This window comes from Escherichia fergusonii ATCC 35469 (assembly GCF_000026225.1).
GTDB lineage: Bacteria > Pseudomonadota > Gammaproteobacteria > Enterobacterales > Enterobacteriaceae > Escherichia > Escherichia fergusonii.
In genome coordinates this window covers 1,889,102-1,906,911 of sequence record NC_011740.1, presented here as the reverse complement: position 1 = coordinate 1,906,911, position 17,810 = coordinate 1,889,102, and the positions used below count along the sequence as shown (strand labels likewise).

Here is a 17,810-nt window from a genome sequence, read left to right as displayed (position 1 = left end):
AGGAGCCCGTAATGTCTATCGCCGTAACGATGAATGACGCGAGCAATAACGGCGTCTCTAACACCAGCAACAACTCACTGACTGGCGGCAATGCCGCAGATTTACAGAGCAGTTTTCTTACTTTGCTGGTGGCACAACTTAAAAATCAGGATCCAACGAATCCCATGGAGAATAACGAGCTGACTTCTCAGCTCGCACAAATCAGTACCGTCAGTGGCATTGAAAAACTCAACACCACTCTGGGCGCTATCTCCGGGCAGATTGATAACAGCCAGTCTTTACAAGCCAGTTCCCTGATTGGTCATGGGGTGATGATCCCTGGCACGACAATCCTTGCAGGGAAGGGAACAGATGAGGCTGCTGTAACCACAACCACGCCATTTGGGGTAGAGCTACAACAGTCCGCAGACAAAGTCACAGCCACCATTACCGATAAAAATGGTGTCGTGATACGCACGATCGATATCGGTGAGTTAAAGGCGGGGGTTCATAGCTTCACCTGGGATGGCACGCTGACCGATGGCAGCACCGCGCCCAATGGTTCTTATAACGTAGCGATCAGCGCCAGCAACGGTGGTACGCAACTGGTTGCTCAGCCACTGCAGTTTGCTCTGGTTCAGGGGGTGATTCGCGGCAATAACGGTAACACGCTGGATCTCGGCACTTACGGTACTACCACCCTCGACGAAGTACGGCAGATCATTTAAGCCTTCACATTTCAGGAGTCAGTCATGGCCTTTTCACAAGCGGTTAGCGGTTTAAATGCTGCCGCCACAAATCTCGATGTCATTGGCAACAATATCGCCAACTCCGCCACCTATGGCTTTAAATCCGGTACGGCGTCTTTTGCAGACATGTTTGCCGGTTCTAAAGTGGGGCTGGGGGTAAAGGTTGCCGGAATTACCCAGGACTTTACGGATGGCACCACCACCAATACCGGGCGAGGGCTGGATATCGCCATCAGTCAGAACGGTTTTTTCCGTCTGGTAGACAGCAACGGTTCGGTGTTTTACAGCCGTAACGGGCAGTTCAAACTTGATGAAAACCGCAACCTGGTCAATATGCAGGGCTTACAGTTGACGGGCTACCCGGCAGCAGGAACACCGCCAACCATTCAGCAGGGGGCGAATCCGACCAATATTTCGATCCCCAATACCCTGATGGCAGCGAAAACCACAACTACGGCGGCGATGCAAATCAACCTTAACTCCAGTGATCCGCTTCCCACCGTTAAAGCGTTCGACGCCAGTAATGCGGACAGCTATAACAAAAAAGGCTCCGTGACTGTTTTCGACAGTCAGGGGAATGCGCATGATATGAGCGTTTACTTTGTGAAGACAAAGGATAATACCTGGCAGGTTTATACCCAGGACAGCAGTGATGCCGCAAGCCAGGCAACTCAGGCGACAACACTGGAATTTAATGCCAATGGCATGTTAGTTAAGGGGGAGACGGCAAATATCACGACTGGCGCCATTAATGGTGCTGTTCCTGCAACATTCTCCCTGAGTTTCCTCAACTCCATGCAGCAAAACACCGGTGCTAACAACATTGTGGCAACTACCCAGAATGGCTACAAACCGGGCGATCTGGTGAGTTACCAAATCAATGATGATGGCACTGTGGTAGGCAACTATTCCAACGAACAAACCCAACTGCTGGGGCAGATTGTACTGGCGAACTTCGCCAACAATGAAGGCCTGGCATCAGAAGGCGACAACGTCTGGTCTGCAACGCAAGCCTCTGGTGTAGCATTGTTGGGAACTGCCGGAACTGGCAATTTTGGCACGCTGACCAATGGCGCGCTGGAAGCGTCTAACGTCGATCTCAGTAAAGAGCTGGTCAATATGATCGTTGCACAACGTAACTATCAGTCTAACGCCCAGACCATCAAAACGCAGGACCAGATCCTTAACACACTGGTTAACTTACGCTAATCGTTGACGGGATAGCTTAATGGATCACGCAATCTATACCGCGATGGGCGCTGCCAGTCAGACGCTGAATCAACAGGCAGTGACCGCCAGCAATCTGGCGAATGCCTCCACACCTGGTTTTCGCGCCCAGTTAAACGCCTTGCGTGCAGTGCCTGTTGAAGGACTTTCCCTGCCGACGCGCACGCTGGTGACGGCCTCTACGCCGGGAGCAGATATGACGCCAGGTAAGATGGATTACACCCAGCGTCCTCTGGATGTCGCATTACAGCAGGACGGCTGGCTGGCCGTGCAGACCGCCGATGGTAGCGAGGGGTATACGCGTAACGGCAGCATTCAGGTTGATCCTGGCGGACAACTGACGATTCAGGGGCATCCGGTGATTGGCGAGGCAGGACCGATTGCTGTGCCGGAAGGAGCAGAAATCACCATCGCGGCCGATGGCACCATTTCGGCGCTCAATCCGGGCGATCCGGCAAATACCGTCGCGCCAGTCGGGAAGTTAAAACTGGTGAAAGCCTCGGACAATGAAGTGCAGCGTGGTGATGACGGTATATTCCGTTTAAGCGCGGAAAGCCAGGCCACGCGTGGACCGGTGTTGCAGGCTGATCCGTCGTTACGGGTGATGTCGGGGGTGCTGGAAGGCAGCAATGTTAATGCTGTTTCAGCAATGAGCGACATGATTGCCAACGCACGGCGTTTTGAAATGCAGATGAAGGTAATAAGCAGCGTCGATGACAACGAAGGCCGCGCCAACCAACTGCTGTCGATGAGTTAATTGAAAGGATAGCTGACAAGCATAAGTTGCCCGATGCGCAAACTTATCGATCTACGGGTTACATCGCAATTTATTGAATTTGCGGATCTTATAGGCCGTATCCGGCAAGAAGACATATGCACTTTGTCAGCACTCCACAACAGGACATTTTATGATCAGTTCATTATGGATCGCCAAAACGGGCCTTGATGCCCAGCAAACCAATATGGACGTCATTGCCAATAACCTGGCAAACGTCAGTACCAACGGTTTTAAACGCCAGCGAGCAGTATTTGAAGATCTGCTTTATCAAACCATTCGCCAGCCGGGCGCGCAGTCTTCCGAACAAACAACTTTACCTTCCGGGTTACAAATCGGCACCGGTGTGCGTCCGGTTGCTACTGAGCGCTTACACAGTCAGGGCAATCTGTCGCAGACCAACAACAGCAAAGATGTGGCGATTAAAGGACAGGGCTTTTTCCAGGTGATGTTGCCAGATGGTTCATCCGCCTATACCCGTGACGGTTCTTTCCAGGTGGATCAGAACGGGCAACTGGTGACGGCTGGTGGTTTTCAGGTGCAGCCAGCGATCACCATTCCGGCGAATGCGTTAAGTATTACCATTGGTCGTGATGGCGTGGTCAGCGTAACCCAGCAAGGCCAGGCAGCTCCGGTACAGGTTGGGCAGCTCAATCTCACGACCTTTATGAACGATACCGGACTGGAGAGTATTGGGGAAAACTTATACGTCGAAACCCAATCCTCCGGCGCGCCCAATGAAAGCACGCCGGGTCTGAACGGCGCGGGTCTGCTGTATCAAGGGTATGTTGAAACGTCTAACGTCAACGTGGCGGAAGAACTGGTCAACATGATTCAGGTGCAGCGTGCTTACGAAATTAACAGTAAAGCGGTGTCTACCACCGACCAGATGCTGCAAAAACTGACGCAACTCTAAGGCATAACCGGTGGGGATTCTCACCGGGTTACTGATTTTGAAGATGATAGCCATGCATAAAAACGCTGCGCATACATACGTTATTGCCAGTCTGTTGGTGTTTTCACTAACTGGCTGTGCCTGGATCCCGTCTACACCGCTGGTACAGGGGGCGACCACTGCACAGCCTGTCCCTGGCCCAACACCTGTTGCCAACGGTTCTATTTTCCAGTCTGCCCAGCCAATTAACTATGGCTATCAGCCGCTGTTTGAAGATCGCCGACCACGCAATATTGGCGACACACTGACCATCGTGTTGCAGGAAAACGTCAGTGCCAGCAAGAGCTCATCCGCCAATGCCAGCCGTGATGGGAAAACGAATTTCGGCTTTGATACCGTGCCGCGCTATTTGCAGGGGCTGTTTGGTAACGCTCGTGCCGATGTCGATGCTTCTGGCGGTAATAGCTTCAACGGCAAAGGTGGGGCTAATGCCAGCAATACCTTTAGTGGCACGTTGACCGTTACGGTCGACCAGGTGCTGGTCAACGGCAACCTGCATGTGGTGGGCGAAAAACAGATCGCTATAAATCAAGGTACTGAATTTATACGCTTCTCTGGCGTCGTCAATCCACGCACCATCAGCGGCAGTAACACCGTACCGTCTACTCAGGTGGCGGATGCACGCATTGAGTATGTTGGAAATGGCTACATAAACGAAGCGCAAAATATGGGCTGGTTGCAGCGTTTCTTCCTTAACCTGTCGCCAATGTAAGTGAGGTTGTGGTGATTAAATTTCTCTCTACATTTATGTTGTTGCTGGTAACGACTGTGGTCCAGGCTGAGCGCATTCGTGATCTCACCAGCGTTCAGGGTGTGCGGCAAAACTCGCTGATTGGTTATGGTCTGGTGGTCGGGCTGGACGGTACAGGTGACCAGACGACCCAAACGCCGTTTACTACACAAACGCTTAATAACATGCTCTCGCAGCTGGGCATTACTGTTCCTGCTGGCACCAATATGCAACTCAAAAATGTTGCGGCGGTAATGGTGACAGCGTCACTTCCACCATTTGCACGTCAGGGGCAGACTATCGATGTCGTGGTCTCCTCGATGGGTAACGCTAAAAGTCTGCGTGGTGGTACGCTGTTGATGACACCGCTTAAGGGCGTCGACAGTCAGGTGTACGCACTGGCCCAGGGCAATATCCTGGTGGGCGGTGCAGGTGCGTCGGCGGGGGGGAGTAGTGTCCAGGTTAACCAACTGAACGGTGGGCGGATCACCAACGGCGCAATAATAGAGCGCGAATTGCCCAGCCAGTTTGGCGCGGGCAATACCCTCAATTTGCAACTCAATGATGAAGATTTCGCCATGGCGCAGCAAATTGCGGACACCATCAACCGTGCGCGTGGATATGGCAGCGCCACGGCATTAGATTCGCGGACTATTCAAGTAAATGTGCCGAGTGGCAATAGTTCCCAGGTACGTTTCCTTGCCGACATCCAGAATATGCAGGTCAATGTCACTCCGCAGGACGCTAAAGTCGTTATTAACTCGCGCACCGGTTCGGTGGTGATGAATCGCGAAGTGACTCTGGACAGTTGCGCGGTGGCCCAGGGTAATCTCTCAGTTACAGTCAATCGTCAGGCCAATGTCAGCCAGCCAGATACACCATTTGGTGGTGGGCAGACTGTGGTTACGCCACAAACGCAGATCGATTTACGCCAGAGCGGCGGTTCGCTGCAAAGTGTGCGCTCCAGCGCCAATCTTAACAATGTCGTCCGTGCGCTTAATGCGTTAGGCGCTACGCCAATGGATTTAATGTCTATTCTGCAATCGATGCAAAGTGCAGGATGTCTGCGGGCAAAACTGGAAATCATCTGATGATTAGCGATAGCAAACTACTGGCGAGTGCAGCCTGGGATGCGCAATCGCTTAATGAACTGAAAGCAAAAGCGGGTAAAGATCCGGCGGCCAATATCCGTCCGGTTGCCCGCCAGGTGGAGGGGATGTTCGTGCAGATGATGCTAAAGAGCATGCGCGAAGCCTTGCCAAAAGACGGCTTATTCAGCAGCGAACAAACCCGCCTCTACACCAGTATGTATGACCAGCAGATAGCCCAACAGATGACGGCAGGGAAAGGTTTGGGGCTGGCTGAGATGATGGTGAAACAGATGACGCCAGAGCAGCCATTACCCGCACAAGAGGCCCTCACCGTACCGATGAAATTCCCGCTCGAAACCGTGATGAGTTATCAAAATAAGGCGATCACACAACTGGTGCAAAAAGCGGTACCACGCAACTACAGCGATTCGCTTCCTGGCGACAGCAAAGCGTTTCTTGCCCAACTCTCGTTGCCAGCACAACTGGCAAGCCAGCAAAGTGGAGTGCCGCATCATCTGATCCTCGCTCAGGCAGCACTGGAATCTGGCTGGGGGCAACGGCAAATTCGCCGCGAAAACGGCGAGCCAAGCTACAACTTGTTTGGCGTCAAAGCTTCTGGCAACTGGAAAGGACCGGTTACTGAAATTACCACTACCGAATATGAAAACGGCGAAGCGAAGAAAGTGAAGGCGAAGTTTCGTGTTTACAGCTCTTATCTCGAAGCATTGTCGGATTACGTTGGACTTTTAACGCGAAATCCGCGTTACGCGGCAGTCACGAAAGCGACCAGTGCTGAGCAGGGGGCACAGGCACTACAGGACGCAGGTTATGCTACCGATCCTGACTATGCCCGTAAATTAACCAGCATGATTCAGCAGCTGAAATCGATAAGCGATAAGGTCAGTAAAACCTACAGTATGAGCATCGATAATCTGTTTTGAATAACTCAAGTCCTGCGGGCAGCTGCCGATAATATTCTGTAATTGAACGCTTATAAGGAATTACCATGTCCAGCTTGATCAATAACGCCATGAGCGGACTTAGCGCGGCCCAGGCGGCGCTGAATACGGCGAGTAATAATATTTCCAGCTATAACGTTGCTGGCTATACACGGCAAACCACCATTATGGCGCAGGCTAACAGCACGCTGGGTGCTGGTGGTTGGGTTGGTAATGGCGTCTACGTTTCAGGCGTACAGCGTGAGTATGATGCTTTTATTACCAACCAGTTACGCGCGGCACAGACCCAAAGCAGCGGCCTGACTACGCGTTATGAACAGATGTCGAAAATCGACAATTTACTCTCCAGCGAAACCAACAACGTATCGACCTCATTACAAGGTTTCTTTACCAGCCTGCAAACGCTGGTCAGCAATGCAGAAGATCCCGCTGCCCGTCAGGCTCTGATTGGTAAAGCGGACGGCCTGGTGAATCAGTTTAAAACCACAGATCAGTATCTTCGCGATCAAGACAAACAGGTCAATATTGCGATAGGTGCCAGTGTTGATCAGATCAACAATTACGCGAAACAGATTGCCAGCCTGAATGATCAGATATCACGGCTGACAGGCGTGGGTGCAGGAGCATCACCGAATGATTTGCTGGATCAACGCGATCAACTGGTGAGCGAGCTCAACAAAGTTGTTGGTGTTGAAGTCAGTGTTCAGGATGGTGGTACTTATAACATCACCATGGCTAACGGCTATTCGCTGGTACAGGGTAGCAGCGCACGGCAACTGGCTGCGGTGCCTTCTCATGCTGATCCTTCTCGTGTGACGGTCGCGTATGTTGATGCAACTGCCGGAGAGATCGAAATCCCTGAAAAGTTGCTTACCAGCGGTACGTTAGGTGGAATGTTGACTTTCCGTTCGCAGGACCTGGATCAATCGCGTAATACTCTGGGGCAACTGGCGTTGGCTTTTGCTGATGCTTTCAATAAGCAGCACCAGGCAGGGTTTGATGCGACTGGGGCGAAAGGTGAAGACTTCTTTGCCATTGGCAAACCTTTGGTTTTGAGCAATACACAAAATAACAGTGATGCTGCAATAAAAGCTGAAGTGATTAACGGATCACAAGTGCTGGCTACAGATTACACAATTACCTGGCAGGGCGCAGGCAAATGGCAGGTGACACGACTGGTGAGTAATACCAGCTTCACTGTCGAGCCGGATGCTGCCGGAAATGTTGAGTTTGACGGTCTGAAACTGACTTTCAGTGGAACACCGAAAGATAACAACAGTTTCACCCTCAAACCAGTGAGCGATGCAGTGGTAAACATGGATGTCAAAGTGAAAGACGAATCACAAATCGCATTAGCTCAGGAAGCAGGCGCCGGGGATAGCGATAATCGTAATGGTCAAAAACTGCTGGATTTACAGAGTAATGGTAAAACAGTGGGCGGGGCAAAATCGTTTAACGATGCATATGCCACACTGGTCAGTGATGTTGGTAACAAAACGGCTACGCTGAAAACCAGTAGCACCACACAAAATAACGTGGTTACCCAACTTTCAAATCAACAACAGTCAATCTCCGGCGTTAACCTCGACGAAGAGTACGGTAATTTACAACGTTTTCAACAGTATTACCTGGCAAATGCGCAAGTCTTACAGACCGCGAATACGTTGTTTGACGCTCTGATTAATATTCGTTAAGGAAGGGGCTATTCGATGCGTATCAGTACCCAGATGATGTACCAGCAAAATATGCGGGGCATTACCAATTCTCAGGCAGAATGGATGAAATACGGTGAGCAAATGTCCACCGGTAAACGAGTGATTAATCCCTCTGACGATCCCATTGCGGCCTCCCAGGCTGTTGTGCTGTCTCAGGCACAGGCGCAAAACAACCAGTATGCACTGGCAAGAACGTTTGCAACGCAGAAAGTTTCGCTTGAGGAGAATGTGCTCAGCCAGGTGACTACCGCACTGCAAAATGCTCAGGAAAAAATTGTTTATGCCGGAAACGGTACGCTGAGTGATGATGACCGGGCTTCCCTTGCCACGGATCTCCAGGGGATTCGTGACCAGTTAATGAACCTTGCAAATAGTACCGATGGCAATGGGCGCTATATTTTTGCCGGATATAAAACGGAAGCTGCACCGTTTGACCAGGCAAGTGGTGAATATAACGGTGGAAAAGAGAGCATAACACAGCAAGTTGATGCTTCCAGAAGCATGGTGATTGGGCATACCGGAGATAAAATTTTTGACCATTTTACCAGCAATGCTATCCCTGAACCTGCTGGCAGTACTCAGGAAACAAATCTGTTTAAAATGCTCGATTCCGCCATTGGCGCATTAAAAACACCTGTTGCTGAGAATGAAACTGAAAAGGAAAAGGCCGCTGGGATAATTGATAAAACAAATCGCGGATTGAAAAATAGCCTCAACAACGTTTTGACGGTGCGTGCGGAACTGGGCACTCAGCTTAGCGAACTTGATGCTCTGGATTCGCTGGGCAGTGATCGTGCACTTGGTCAGACTCAACAGATGAGCGACCTGATCAATGTTGACTGGAATGCGGCAATTTCATCATACGTTATGCAACAGGCTGCTCTGCAAGCATCTTATAAAGCGTTTACCGATATGCAGGGTATGTCGCTGTTTCAACTGAACAGATAATCCACCACTTTAAACATATCGTGAAACTGGATATGTTTTTCTGCCTGTCCCGGTGAATACCGCGACAGGCATTTTTTTATTCTTGCGGGTTGATAAGTACGTAATAAAAAAGCCGGCCAAACGGCCGGCTTACAACAGATAAATGGATTACTCTACCGGTTGTGGGCGAGTCGGACCTGCAACAGCATGGTGCGTTGCTGCGTGGCCACCAGCTGCTCCTTTACCTTCAAAAACAAAGGCAGGACGTTGCCAGTCGCTATGACGCGGAGCTTCCGGAACGTACTCCGGTGCTGGAGCCCGGGTCATTGGCGCAGTAGCGTGATTGTGTGATACCGCTGCAATTTCGGCAGTCTCAACAGGCTGAGACTCAGTTTTGATAACAGGTTGCTCAACCTCAACCTTTGCAACTTCCGGTACGGCTTCAACAGGTGTAGAAAGCGCTTCTGGTTCAACCACATTAACTTCTGTGTTTTCAGCTACTGGTGCTTCTGGTTCGCTTTCAACAGCAGGTTCAGCTTGCTGAGCCGTTTCCTCGGCAACAGTCGCATCGGCCTCGGCGATTACCTGTGGTTGTTCATCTACGGCAGCGGCAATCACTTCAGGATGCGTAGTTTCCACTACGACAGGCTTCACTTCTTCAGAGGCCTCCTGCTGAACGACAGGGGCTGTTACCTGTTCAACAGCAGCTGGTACAACAGCGGCAATGGCCGGTGCATCATGAACAGCTGGCTGTGTCTGCACCGCATCTTGCTCACGTTGTTCTTCAACCTGAACATCTTGCGGACGTACTACCGGATAGCGGATCCAAACTTTACCTGAAGCCAGTTCCGGGGAAGCGCATGCAACGGTTAATGGCATTGGTGACTGATTCGGATAACGTTCATCACGATAACGACGACGACGTTGACCACTCACACGCAGATGGCGAGGCGAGCGGCGTGAACGACGGGGCATACCGTTGCTGTCACGGTTATCAGGAATGTCGGAACTCTCTTGCTGCTCTTGTGCCACTTCGGTGACGGCAGGCAGAGGAATTTTCACCAGTTCAGTACGTTGAGCAGGTGCTGCTGGCGCAGCTTGCTGAGTTACCGGGGCTTCTTCAGCAACAGGAGTGGTGACGGTTTCAACCGCGCTTTCACTGGTGTAGCGAACTTTTTGTGTCAGTTGACGCTGTTTACGACGAGGCTGAGGCTGACGTACACGCTCTTCCTGTTCGACTTCCTGAGTCGCTTGCTCATCAACATTCAGCGCTTTAACTTCAGCCTGTGCCTGACGTTTGTCATCGTTACGACGACGGCTACGTTCGCGGCGCGGTGTTTGCTGTTCATCCGTAGGCTTGGTTTTTTCAATATCATTAACTTGCTGACGATTATCACGCGATTCGGCACCTTGTGCCTGGCGGCGGTTACGGCGATTCTCTTCGCGATTATCACTGTTTTCAGTGCGTTCACTACGCGTATCACGACGCTCATTGCGGTCACGACGTGTGTTCTGACGCGGTTTACGGCGATCCTGTTGACGCTCTGGTTTTTCTGCCGCTTTCGGTGCTGGCTGCTCTGCTGGTTTAGCGTCATCACTGCCACTAAAAATAGATTTTAATGCAGCAAAGAAACGGCTTAATAAACCGGGTTGAGCAGGTGTAGCAGCGGGTTCAGCAGCTTTTGGTGCCGGAGCAGCTTTAACTACCGGTTCAGCAGGCGCTGGTGGGACAGGGGGGACATCTGGCATCGCAAAGGTTGCCAGTGCGGGTTGCTCAGGACGTTTACGTTCAGGAGATTCTTCTTCAGATGGCAGCGCCATCGCTTCTTCATGCAGCTTCGGCAGCATGTAGCTTAAGGTTGGAGTTTCTTCCCCTTTGCGTACGCGCAGCACATGGTAGTGCGGGGTTTCCATCTGATCGTTAGGTACAATCACACAACGCACGCCGTCCTGACGCGTTTCAATGGCATTTACCGCAGAACGTTTTTCGTTCAGCAGGTAAGAAGCGATAGGCACAGGAACAATAGCGTGGACTTCCTGAGTGTTCTCTTTCAGGGCTTCTTCTTCAATCAGACGCAGAATTGAGAGCGACAGAGATTCGTTGTCACGCACGGTGCCGGTACCGGAGCAGCGCGGGCAGACGTGATGGCTGGACTCGCCCAGAGACGGACTCAGGCGCTGACGCGACATTTCCAGCAGACCAAAGCGAGAAATATGGCTGATTTGAATACGCGCACGGTCCTGACGCACCGCTTCACGCAGACGGTTTTCTACCGCACGCTGGTGGCGTACTGGTGTCATATCGATAAAGTCGATAACAATCAGGCCGCCGAGGTCACGCAGGCGCAGCTGACGAGCAATCTCATCGGCAGCTTCGAGGTTGGTGTTAAACGCGGTTTCTTCGATGTCGCCGCCGCGGGTCGCGCGTGCGGAGTTGATATCGATGGCAGTTAACGCTTCGGTGCTGTCGATAACAATGGAACCGCCGGACGGCAGTCGGACTTCACGCTGGAAGGCGGACTCAATCTGCGATTCGATCTGGTAGTGGCTGAACAGCGGAATTTCACCAGTGTACAGCTTGATTTTGCTGCTGAAATCCGGGCGACCTAATGCAGCGATATGCTGACGTGCCAGTTCGAGCACTTTCGGGTTATCGATAAGGATTTCGCCGATATCCTGACGTAAGTAATCGCGGAAGGCGCGAACGATTACGTTGCTCTCCTGATGAATCAGGAACGGAGCAGGGCGGCTTTCGGCAGCTTTTTTGATGGCTTCCCAGTGTTTCAGACGGAAGCTTAAATCCCATTGCAGCGCCTCAGCAGATTTGCCGACGCCAGCGGTGCGCACGATAAGCCCCATGCCTTCCGGCAGTTCAAGGCTTGCCAGTGCTTCTTTTAATTCGGTACGGTCGTCGCCTTCGATACGGCGAGAAATGCCACCCGCGCGCGGGTTATTTGGCATCAGAACCAGATAGCTACCCGCCAGACTGATAAAGGTGGTTAATGCCGCGCCTTTGTTACCTCGCTCTTCTTTATCGATCTGAACAATGACTTCCTGGCCTTCACGCAACACATCTTTAATGTTGGGACGACCATGAGCACTGTAGTTAGCAGGGAAATATTCGCGGGCAATTTCTTTTAGTGGGAGGAAACCGTGACGTTCAGCGCCGTAATCAACAAAAGCAGCTTCCAGACTCGGTTCAATGCGGGTGATTTTACCTTTGTAGATGTTTGCCTTTTTCTGCTCATGCCCTGGACTTTCGATATCCAGGTCATACAGACGCTGCCCATCTACAAGGGCAACGCGCAACTCTTCCTGCTGAGTTGCGTTGATTAACATTCTTTTCATCGTAACTTACTCATTATTCTTACATTGACGACTAAGCTGCGGGCAAAGTATCACCTTTCCGGGTGTGAACCGATGGCCTCGTGTCTAGTCGCGTCGCCAACCTCACGGTTATCGTCAGCTCAAAGAGGCGCAGAGTGTCGGTTGCCTGTATTTCATATGGAAAAACAGCGCAATTATCAGGGGAAACAGCCTGGGAAATATTCTCCAGAGAAGATTCCATCTACCGGTAAGGACTGCAACCCGCAGCCCGCTAACTGCCTGAAAGATCAATACGTCTTACGCCATTGCTGCGTTGATGATCGGTCAGGCAAAATGGGTTATTCCGTAAAAATTCTTGTTTTAACAAGGTAGAACACGGAAACGTTCTCATTATTCCACTGCTCACCTTGTTATAGCAAGATGACTTTTACCATTTATCACCCGCTTACTCACAGTTTCTTCACTTCCTGGTGGCGATTGATTTAATAACCAACAATAAAGTGTTCACGTAGTGAAGTAATAAGGTACAAAACTAAATATAAGCATAGAAAAATGTGTGGCGCGAATCTTGTTGGCTATTTAGAATCGCCCACCATGAAAACAGAGACTCCATCCGTAAAAATTGTTGCTATAACCGCTGATGAAGCGGGGCAACGTATCGATAACTTTTTGCGTACCCAGTTAAAAGGTGTGCCAAAAAGCATGATCTATCGCATTTTGCGTAAAGGCGAAGTGCGGGTGAATAAAAAACGTATCAAGCCCGAGTATAAACTGGCCGCAGGTGATGAAGTTCGCATTCCACCGGTCCGCGTTGCTGAGCGGGAAGAAGATGCTGTTTCGCCACATCTGCAAAAGGTGGCGGCGCTGGCAGACGTCATCTTATATGAAGATGATCATATCCTGGTGCTCAATAAACCTTCTGGTACTGCGGTGCACGGTGGCAGTGGTTTAAGCTTCGGCGTTATTGAAGGTTTGCGGGCGTTGCGCCCGGAAGCGCGTTTCCTCGAACTGGTACATCGTCTGGACCGTGATACGTCAGGTGTTCTGCTGGTGGCTAAAAAACGCTCAGCACTGCGTTCGCTTCACGAGCAGTTGCGTGAAAAGGGGATGCAAAAAGATTATCTGGCGTTAGTGCGTGGTCAGTGGCAGTCGCACGTTAAAAGCGTCCAGGCACCTTTATTAAAGAATATTCTACAAAGCGGCGAACGTATTGTGCGAGTCAGCCAGGAAGGTAAACCGTCGGAAACGCGTTTTAAAGTTGAAGAGCGCTATGCAATTGCCACGCTGGTTCGTTGTAGCCCTGTGACCGGACGTACGCACCAGATTCGTGTGCATACACAATATGCCGGGCATCCAATTGCCTTCGATGATCGTTACGGTGACCGTGAATTTGATCAACAACTGGCAAACACGGGGTTGTCACGCCTTTTTCTGCATGCAGCAGCATTGAAATTCACTCATCCAGGAACGGGAGAAGTGATGCGTATCGAAGCGCCAATGGATGATGGGTTGAAGCGCTGTTTGCAGAAACTGCGTGCCACACGTTAATAAAAAACTCGCACTTGAGTTCCACCAAAATACGCAGCGTCGCATCAGGCAGTCAACATCGATTGCCGGATGCGGCGTAAACGCCTTATCCGGCTTATCGGGCAGTTGTTACTCCATTAGCGGGTTATTCCCTTCGCGACGTAACATCTGACAGAGCGCGATTAAGGGTAAACCGACCAGTGTGTTCGGGTCGCGCCCCTCTAAACGCTCGAAGAGTGCAATACCCAAACCTTCGCTTTTAAAACTGCCAGCACACTGGAGTGGATGTTCTTTTCGCACATAATTGTCTATTTCCGCGTCACTGAGATGGCGGAAATGAACATCAAACGGCTCGACTTCCGTCTGTAAATTGCCAGTTGCTGAATTATAAAGCGCAAGCCCGGTATAAAAAGTGACAATATTGCCGCTCGCTTTACGTAATTGCAGGCGAGCATTTTCTTCACTTAACGGTTTGCCGGTAATTTCACCATCCAGCACACAAACTTGATCGGAACCAATTATTAAATGGGCCGGATAACGTTCGGCTAAAGATTGCGCTTTTGCTTGTGCCAGGCGTAAAACTAAATGACGCGGAGATTCACCTGGCAGTGGCGTTTCATCGACTTCTGGCGCTGCGCACTCAAACGTAACGGCCAGTTTGTCCAGCAGAGCGCGACGCCAGGGCGATGTCGAAGCTAAAATAAGTCCATACATATTTTTTTCCACCAGATATAGCGTAATGATGTAAGCCAATTTAAACTATGCGCTTCGTTTTGCTGACTGGCAACTTTGCCAGCACTGAACGAAAATAAGGCTGTAACCCGCAATGTGTGCGAATTATTGGCAAAAGGCAACCGCAGGCTGCCTTTTTCTTTGACTATACGACGTTACGAAGTTAATATGCGCGCCCTATGCAAAAGGTAAAATTACCCCTGACTCTTGATCCGGTTCGCACGGCTCAAAAACGACTTGATTACCAGGGTATTTATACTCCGGATCAGGTTGAGCGTGTCGCCGAATCTGTGGTCAGTGTGGACAGTGATGTGGAATGCTCCATGTCGTTCGCTATCGATAACCAACGTCTCGCCGTAATTACTGGTGATGCGAAGGTAACGGTAACGCTCGAATGTCAGCGTTGCGGGAAGCCGTTTACCCATCATGTCTACACAACGTATTGTTTTAGTCCTGTGCGTTCAGACGAACAGGCTGAAGCACTGCCGGAAGCGTATGAACCGATTGAGGTTAACGAATTCGGTGAAATCGATCTGCTTGCAATGGTAGAAGATGAAATCATCCTCGCCTTGCCAGTAGTTCCGGTGCATGATTCTGAACACTGTGAAGTGTCCGAAGCGGACATGGTCTTTGGTGAACTGCCTGAAGAAGCGCAAAAACCAAACCCATTTGCCGTATTAGCCAGCTTAAAGCGTAAGTAATTGGTGCTCCCCGTTGGATCGGGGATAAACCGTAATTGAGGAGTAAGGTCCATGGCCGTACAACAGAATAAACCAACCCGTTCCAAACGTGGCATGCGTCGTTCCCATGACGCGCTGACCGCAGTCACCAGCCTGTCTGTAGATAAAACTTCTGGTGAAAAACACCTGCGTCACCACATCACTGCCGACGGTTTCTACCGCGGCCGCAAGGTCATCGCTAAGTAATCGCGCGTTTGCGTGATGAAGCTTAGTGAGGATTTTCCCCGGGTAACTGGGGAAACACCGAACCGGGCGGCGACGATACCTTGACACGTCTAACCCTGGCGTTAGATGTCATGGGGGGCGACTTCGGCCCCTCCGTGACAGTGCCTGCGGCTTTGCAGGCACTGAATTCTAATTCGCAACTCACTCTTCTTTTAGTCGGTAACCCCGACACCATCACGCCATTACTTGCTAAAGCTGACTTTGAACAGCGTTCGCGTTTACAGATAATTCCTGCACAGTCAGTTATCGCCAGTAATGCACGGCCTTCGCAGGCTATTCGCGCCAGTCGTGGTAGCTCAATGCGTGTGGCCCTGGAACTTGTAAAAGAAGGTCGAGCGCAAGCTTGCGTCAGCGCCGGAAATACCGGGGCGCTGATGGGGCTGGCAAAACTACTGCTCAAACCTCTTGAGGGGATTGAGCGCCCGGCGTTGGTTACTGTTCTACCGCACCAACAAAAGGGTAAAACGGTAGTCCTGGACTTGGGGGCTAACGTCGATTGTGACAGCACCATGTTAGTGCAATTTGCGATTATGGGCTCCGTTTTAGCGGAAGAAGTGGTGGGAATTCCCAACCCTCGTGTCGCGTTGCTTAATATTGGAGAAGAAGAAGTTAAGGGTCTCGACAGTATCCGGGACGCCTCAGCAGTGCTAAAAACAATCTCTTCCGTCAATTATATCGGTTATCTTGAAGCCAATGAGTTATTGACTGGAAAAACTGATGTGCTGGTCTGTGATGGCTTTACAGGCAATGTCACATTAAAGACGATGGAAGGTGTTGTCAGAATGTTCCTTTCTCTGCTGAAATCTCAGGGGGAAGGGAAAAAACGGTCGTGGTGGCTACTGTTATTAAAGCGTTGGCTACAAAAAAGCCTGACGAGGCGATTCAGTCACCTCAACCCCGACCAGTATAACGGCGCCTGTCTGTTAGGATTGCGTGGCACGGTGATTAAGAGTCATGGTGCAGCCAATCAGCGAGCTTTTGCGGTCGCGATTGAACAGGCAGTGCAGGCGGTGCAGCGACAAGTTCCTCAGCGAATTGCCGCTCGCCTGAAATCTGTATATCCGGCTGGTTTCGAATTGCTGGAAGATGAAAGAGGCAAAAAGCCCAACCACAGATGACAATTTGTGGTAAGGAAGCCAACGCATCGGCAGTTTGTAAGTGGCGGTATATAACCGAAAAGTGACTGAGCGTACATGTATACGAAGATTATTGGTACTGGCAGCTATCTGCCCGAACAAGTGCGGACTAACGCCGATCTGGAAAAAATGGTAGATACCTCCGATGAGTGGATTGTCACTCGTACGGGGATTCGTGAGCGCCATATTGCTGCACCAAATGAAACTGTCTCGACCATGGGATATGAAGCAGCTAACCGTGCGCTTGAGATGGCGGGTATCGATAAAAACGAGATCGGCCTGATCGTGGTTGCAACGACCTCTGCCACTCATGCATTTCCCAGTGCAGCGTGTCAGATTCAAAGCATGCTCGGTATTAAAGGTTGCCCGGCATTTGATGTCGCAGCAGCCTGCGCTGGTTTTACTTATGCACTGAGCATTGCTGATCAATACGTTAAATCTGGTGCGGTTAAATATGCACTGGTTGTTGGCTCTGATGTACTGGCACGAACCTGCGATCCAACTGATCGTGGAACCATCATTATTTTTGGTGATGGTGCCGGAGCGGTAGTACTGGGAGCATCTGAAGAACCTGGTATTATTTCTACTCATCTGCACGCTGATGGCAGCTACGGTGAATTACTCACATTGCCGAATGCCGATCGTGTGAATCCGGACAATCCGATTCACCTGACGATGGCAGGTAACGAAGTCTTTAAAGTTGCCGTAACTGAACTTGCTCATATTGTCGATGAGACACTGGAAGCAAATAATCTTGATCGTTCTGAACTTGACTGGTTGGTGCCACACCAGGCAAACCTGCGAATCATCAGCGCGACTGCGAAAAAGCTAGGTATGTCAATGGATCACGTCGTTGTTACTCTCGACCGCCATGGCAATACTTCCGCAGCCTCTGTACCGTGCGCACTGGATGAAGCGGTGCGGGACGGGCGTATCAAAGCCGGGCAATTGGTACTGCTTGAGGCCTTTGGCGGTGGCTTCACCTGGGGCTCCGCGCTGATTCGTTTTTAGTATAA

The 17,810-nt window shown here is 50.8% G+C and carries 16 protein-coding genes; 14 read left to right on the top strand and 2 right to left on the bottom strand.

The genetic code is table 11. From position 1 onward, the window contains the following. The first annotated feature begins 11 nt into the window (after nt 1-11). The 9 genes from flgD to flgL all read left to right on the top strand — a co-directional run bounded on the left by flgD (nt 12) and on the right by flgL (nt 9,128). The gene (gene flgD / locus EFER_RS09315; RefSeq protein ID WP_000020451.1) at nt 12-707 is read left to right on the top strand and encodes a flagellar hook assembly protein FlgD; all 696 of its coding nucleotides are present in this window, start codon (nt 12-14) and stop codon (nt 705-707) included. Between the two features lie 24 nt (nt 708-731). Further along, nucleotides 732-1,937: a flagellar hook protein FlgE gene (gene flgE, locus EFER_RS09310; RefSeq protein WP_000885828.1), complete on the top strand. Its 1,206-nt coding sequence runs from the start codon at nt 732-734 to the stop codon at nt 1,935-1,937. A 19-nt stretch (nt 1,938-1,956) separates the two neighbouring features. After that, nucleotides 1,957-2,712, top strand: a complete 756-nt coding sequence (gene flgF, locus EFER_RS09305) for a flagellar basal-body rod protein FlgF (RefSeq protein ID WP_000349291.1) — start codon at nt 1,957-1,959, stop codon at nt 2,710-2,712. A 151-nt stretch (nt 2,713-2,863) separates the two neighbouring features. Then, nucleotides 2,864-3,646 carry a flagellar basal-body rod protein FlgG gene (gene flgG, locus EFER_RS09300; RefSeq protein WP_000625840.1) on the top strand — a complete coding sequence of 261 codons (783 nt, stop codon included), beginning with the start codon at nt 2,864-2,866 and terminating at the stop codon, nt 3,644-3,646. A 52-nt stretch (nt 3,647-3,698) separates the two neighbouring features. Continuing rightward, the gene (gene flgH / locus EFER_RS09295; protein WP_015953461.1) at nt 3,699-4,397 is read left to right on the top strand and encodes a flagellar basal body L-ring protein FlgH; all 699 of its coding nucleotides are present in this window, start codon (nt 3,699-3,701) and stop codon (nt 4,395-4,397) included. A gap of 11 nt (nt 4,398-4,408) precedes the next feature. After that, a complete protein-coding gene (flgI, locus tag EFER_RS09290; RefSeq protein ID WP_002431495.1) occupies nt 4,409-5,506 on the top strand; it encodes a flagellar basal body P-ring protein FlgI in 1,098 nt (365 codons plus the stop codon). Beyond that, complete coding sequence (gene flgJ / locus EFER_RS09285) at nt 5,506-6,447, top strand: flagellar assembly peptidoglycan hydrolase FlgJ (RefSeq protein WP_015953460.1); 942 nt, start codon at nt 5,506-5,508, stop codon at nt 6,445-6,447. The genes flgI and flgJ overlap by 1 nt, the downstream gene beginning before the upstream one ends. 65 nt (nt 6,448-6,512) lie before the next feature. After that, nucleotides 6,513-8,159: a flagellar hook-associated protein FlgK gene (gene flgK, locus EFER_RS09280; RefSeq protein WP_000096528.1), complete on the top strand. Its 1,647-nt coding sequence runs from the start codon at nt 6,513-6,515 to the stop codon at nt 8,157-8,159. A 15-nt stretch (nt 8,160-8,174) separates the two neighbouring features. Beyond that, on the top strand, nt 8,175-9,128 hold the full coding sequence (gene flgL, locus EFER_RS09275; protein ID WP_001223037.1) for a flagellar hook-associated protein FlgL: 954 nt from the start codon (nt 8,175-8,177) through the stop codon (nt 9,126-9,128). A gap of 147 nt (nt 9,129-9,275) precedes the next feature. On the opposite strand, the gene rne is transcribed toward flgL, so the two are convergent. Beyond that, a complete protein-coding gene (rne, locus tag EFER_RS09270; RefSeq protein ID WP_000827435.1) occupies nt 9,276-12,455 on the bottom strand; it encodes a ribonuclease E in 3,180 nt (1,059 codons plus the stop codon). Between the two features lie 573 nt (nt 12,456-13,028). Here rne and rluC point away from each other — a divergent pair. Next, on the top strand, nt 13,029-13,982 hold the full coding sequence (rluC, locus tag EFER_RS09260; protein ID WP_002432246.1) for a 23S rRNA pseudouridine(955/2504/2580) synthase RluC: 954 nt from the start codon (nt 13,029-13,031) through the stop codon (nt 13,980-13,982). A gap of 108 nt (nt 13,983-14,090) precedes the next feature. On the opposite strand, the gene EFER_RS09255 is transcribed toward rluC, so the two are convergent. Then, nucleotides 14,091-14,675 carry a Maf family protein gene (locus EFER_RS09255; RefSeq protein WP_000274293.1) on the bottom strand — a complete coding sequence of 195 codons (585 nt, stop codon included), beginning with the start codon at nt 14,673-14,675 and terminating at the stop codon, nt 14,091-14,093. Between the two features lie 197 nt (nt 14,676-14,872). On the opposite strand from EFER_RS09255, the gene yceD reads away from it, so the two are divergent. The 4 genes from yceD to fabH all read left to right on the top strand — a co-directional run bounded on the left by yceD (nt 14,873) and on the right by fabH (nt 17,805). Continuing rightward, nucleotides 14,873-15,394, top strand: coding sequence for a 23S rRNA accumulation protein YceD (yceD, locus tag EFER_RS09250; protein ID WP_001174474.1), 522 nt, complete (start codon nt 14,873-14,875; stop codon nt 15,392-15,394). Nucleotides 15,395-15,445: 51 nt separating this feature from the next. Further along, nucleotides 15,446-15,619: a 50S ribosomal protein L32 gene (rpmF, locus tag EFER_RS09245; protein ID WP_000290724.1), complete on the top strand. Its 174-nt coding sequence runs from the start codon at nt 15,446-15,448 to the stop codon at nt 15,617-15,619. Between the two features lie 80 nt (nt 15,620-15,699). Next, a complete protein-coding gene (gene plsX, locus EFER_RS09240; protein ID WP_015953459.1) occupies nt 15,700-16,776 on the top strand; it encodes a phosphate acyltransferase PlsX in 1,077 nt (358 codons plus the stop codon). Between the two features lie 75 nt (nt 16,777-16,851). Further along, complete coding sequence (gene fabH / locus EFER_RS09235; protein WP_000288144.1) at nt 16,852-17,805, top strand: beta-ketoacyl-ACP synthase III; 954 nt, start codon at nt 16,852-16,854, stop codon at nt 17,803-17,805. Nucleotides 17,806-17,810 lie beyond the last annotated feature (5 nt).

What these genes read in the sequence shown, in the direction of transcription:
- EFER_RS09255 (WP_000274293.1), bottom strand. Translation starts at nt 14,675, where the DNA reads ATGTATGGACTTATTTTAGCTTCGACATCGCCCTGGCGTCGCGCTCTG.
- flgG (WP_000625840.1), top strand. Translation starts at nt 2,864, where the DNA reads ATGATCAGTTCATTATGGATCGCCAAAACGGGCCTTGATGCCCAGCAA.
- flgD (WP_000020451.1), top strand. Translation starts at nt 12, where the DNA reads ATGTCTATCGCCGTAACGATGAATGACGCGAGCAATAACGGCGTCTCT.
- flgL (WP_001223037.1), top strand. Translation starts at nt 8,175, where the DNA reads ATGCGTATCAGTACCCAGATGATGTACCAGCAAAATATGCGGGGCATT.
- flgF (WP_000349291.1), top strand. Translation starts at nt 1,957, where the DNA reads ATGGATCACGCAATCTATACCGCGATGGGCGCTGCCAGTCAGACGCTG.
- flgH (WP_015953461.1), top strand. Translation starts at nt 3,699, where the DNA reads ATGCATAAAAACGCTGCGCATACATACGTTATTGCCAGTCTGTTGGTG.
- flgJ (WP_015953460.1), top strand. Translation starts at nt 5,506, where the DNA reads ATGATTAGCGATAGCAAACTACTGGCGAGTGCAGCCTGGGATGCGCAA.
- flgK (WP_000096528.1), top strand. Translation starts at nt 6,513, where the DNA reads ATGTCCAGCTTGATCAATAACGCCATGAGCGGACTTAGCGCGGCCCAG.
- rluC (WP_002432246.1), top strand. Translation starts at nt 13,029, where the DNA reads ATGAAAACAGAGACTCCATCCGTAAAAATTGTTGCTATAACCGCTGAT.
- fabH (WP_000288144.1), top strand. Translation starts at nt 16,852, where the DNA reads ATGTATACGAAGATTATTGGTACTGGCAGCTATCTGCCCGAACAAGTG.
- rne (WP_000827435.1), bottom strand. Translation starts at nt 12,455, where the DNA reads ATGAAAAGAATGTTAATCAACGCAACTCAGCAGGAAGAGTTGCGCGTT.
- flgE (WP_000885828.1), top strand. Translation starts at nt 732, where the DNA reads ATGGCCTTTTCACAAGCGGTTAGCGGTTTAAATGCTGCCGCCACAAAT.
- yceD (WP_001174474.1), top strand. Translation starts at nt 14,873, where the DNA reads ATGCAAAAGGTAAAATTACCCCTGACTCTTGATCCGGTTCGCACGGCT.
- rpmF (WP_000290724.1), top strand. Translation starts at nt 15,446, where the DNA reads ATGGCCGTACAACAGAATAAACCAACCCGTTCCAAACGTGGCATGCGT.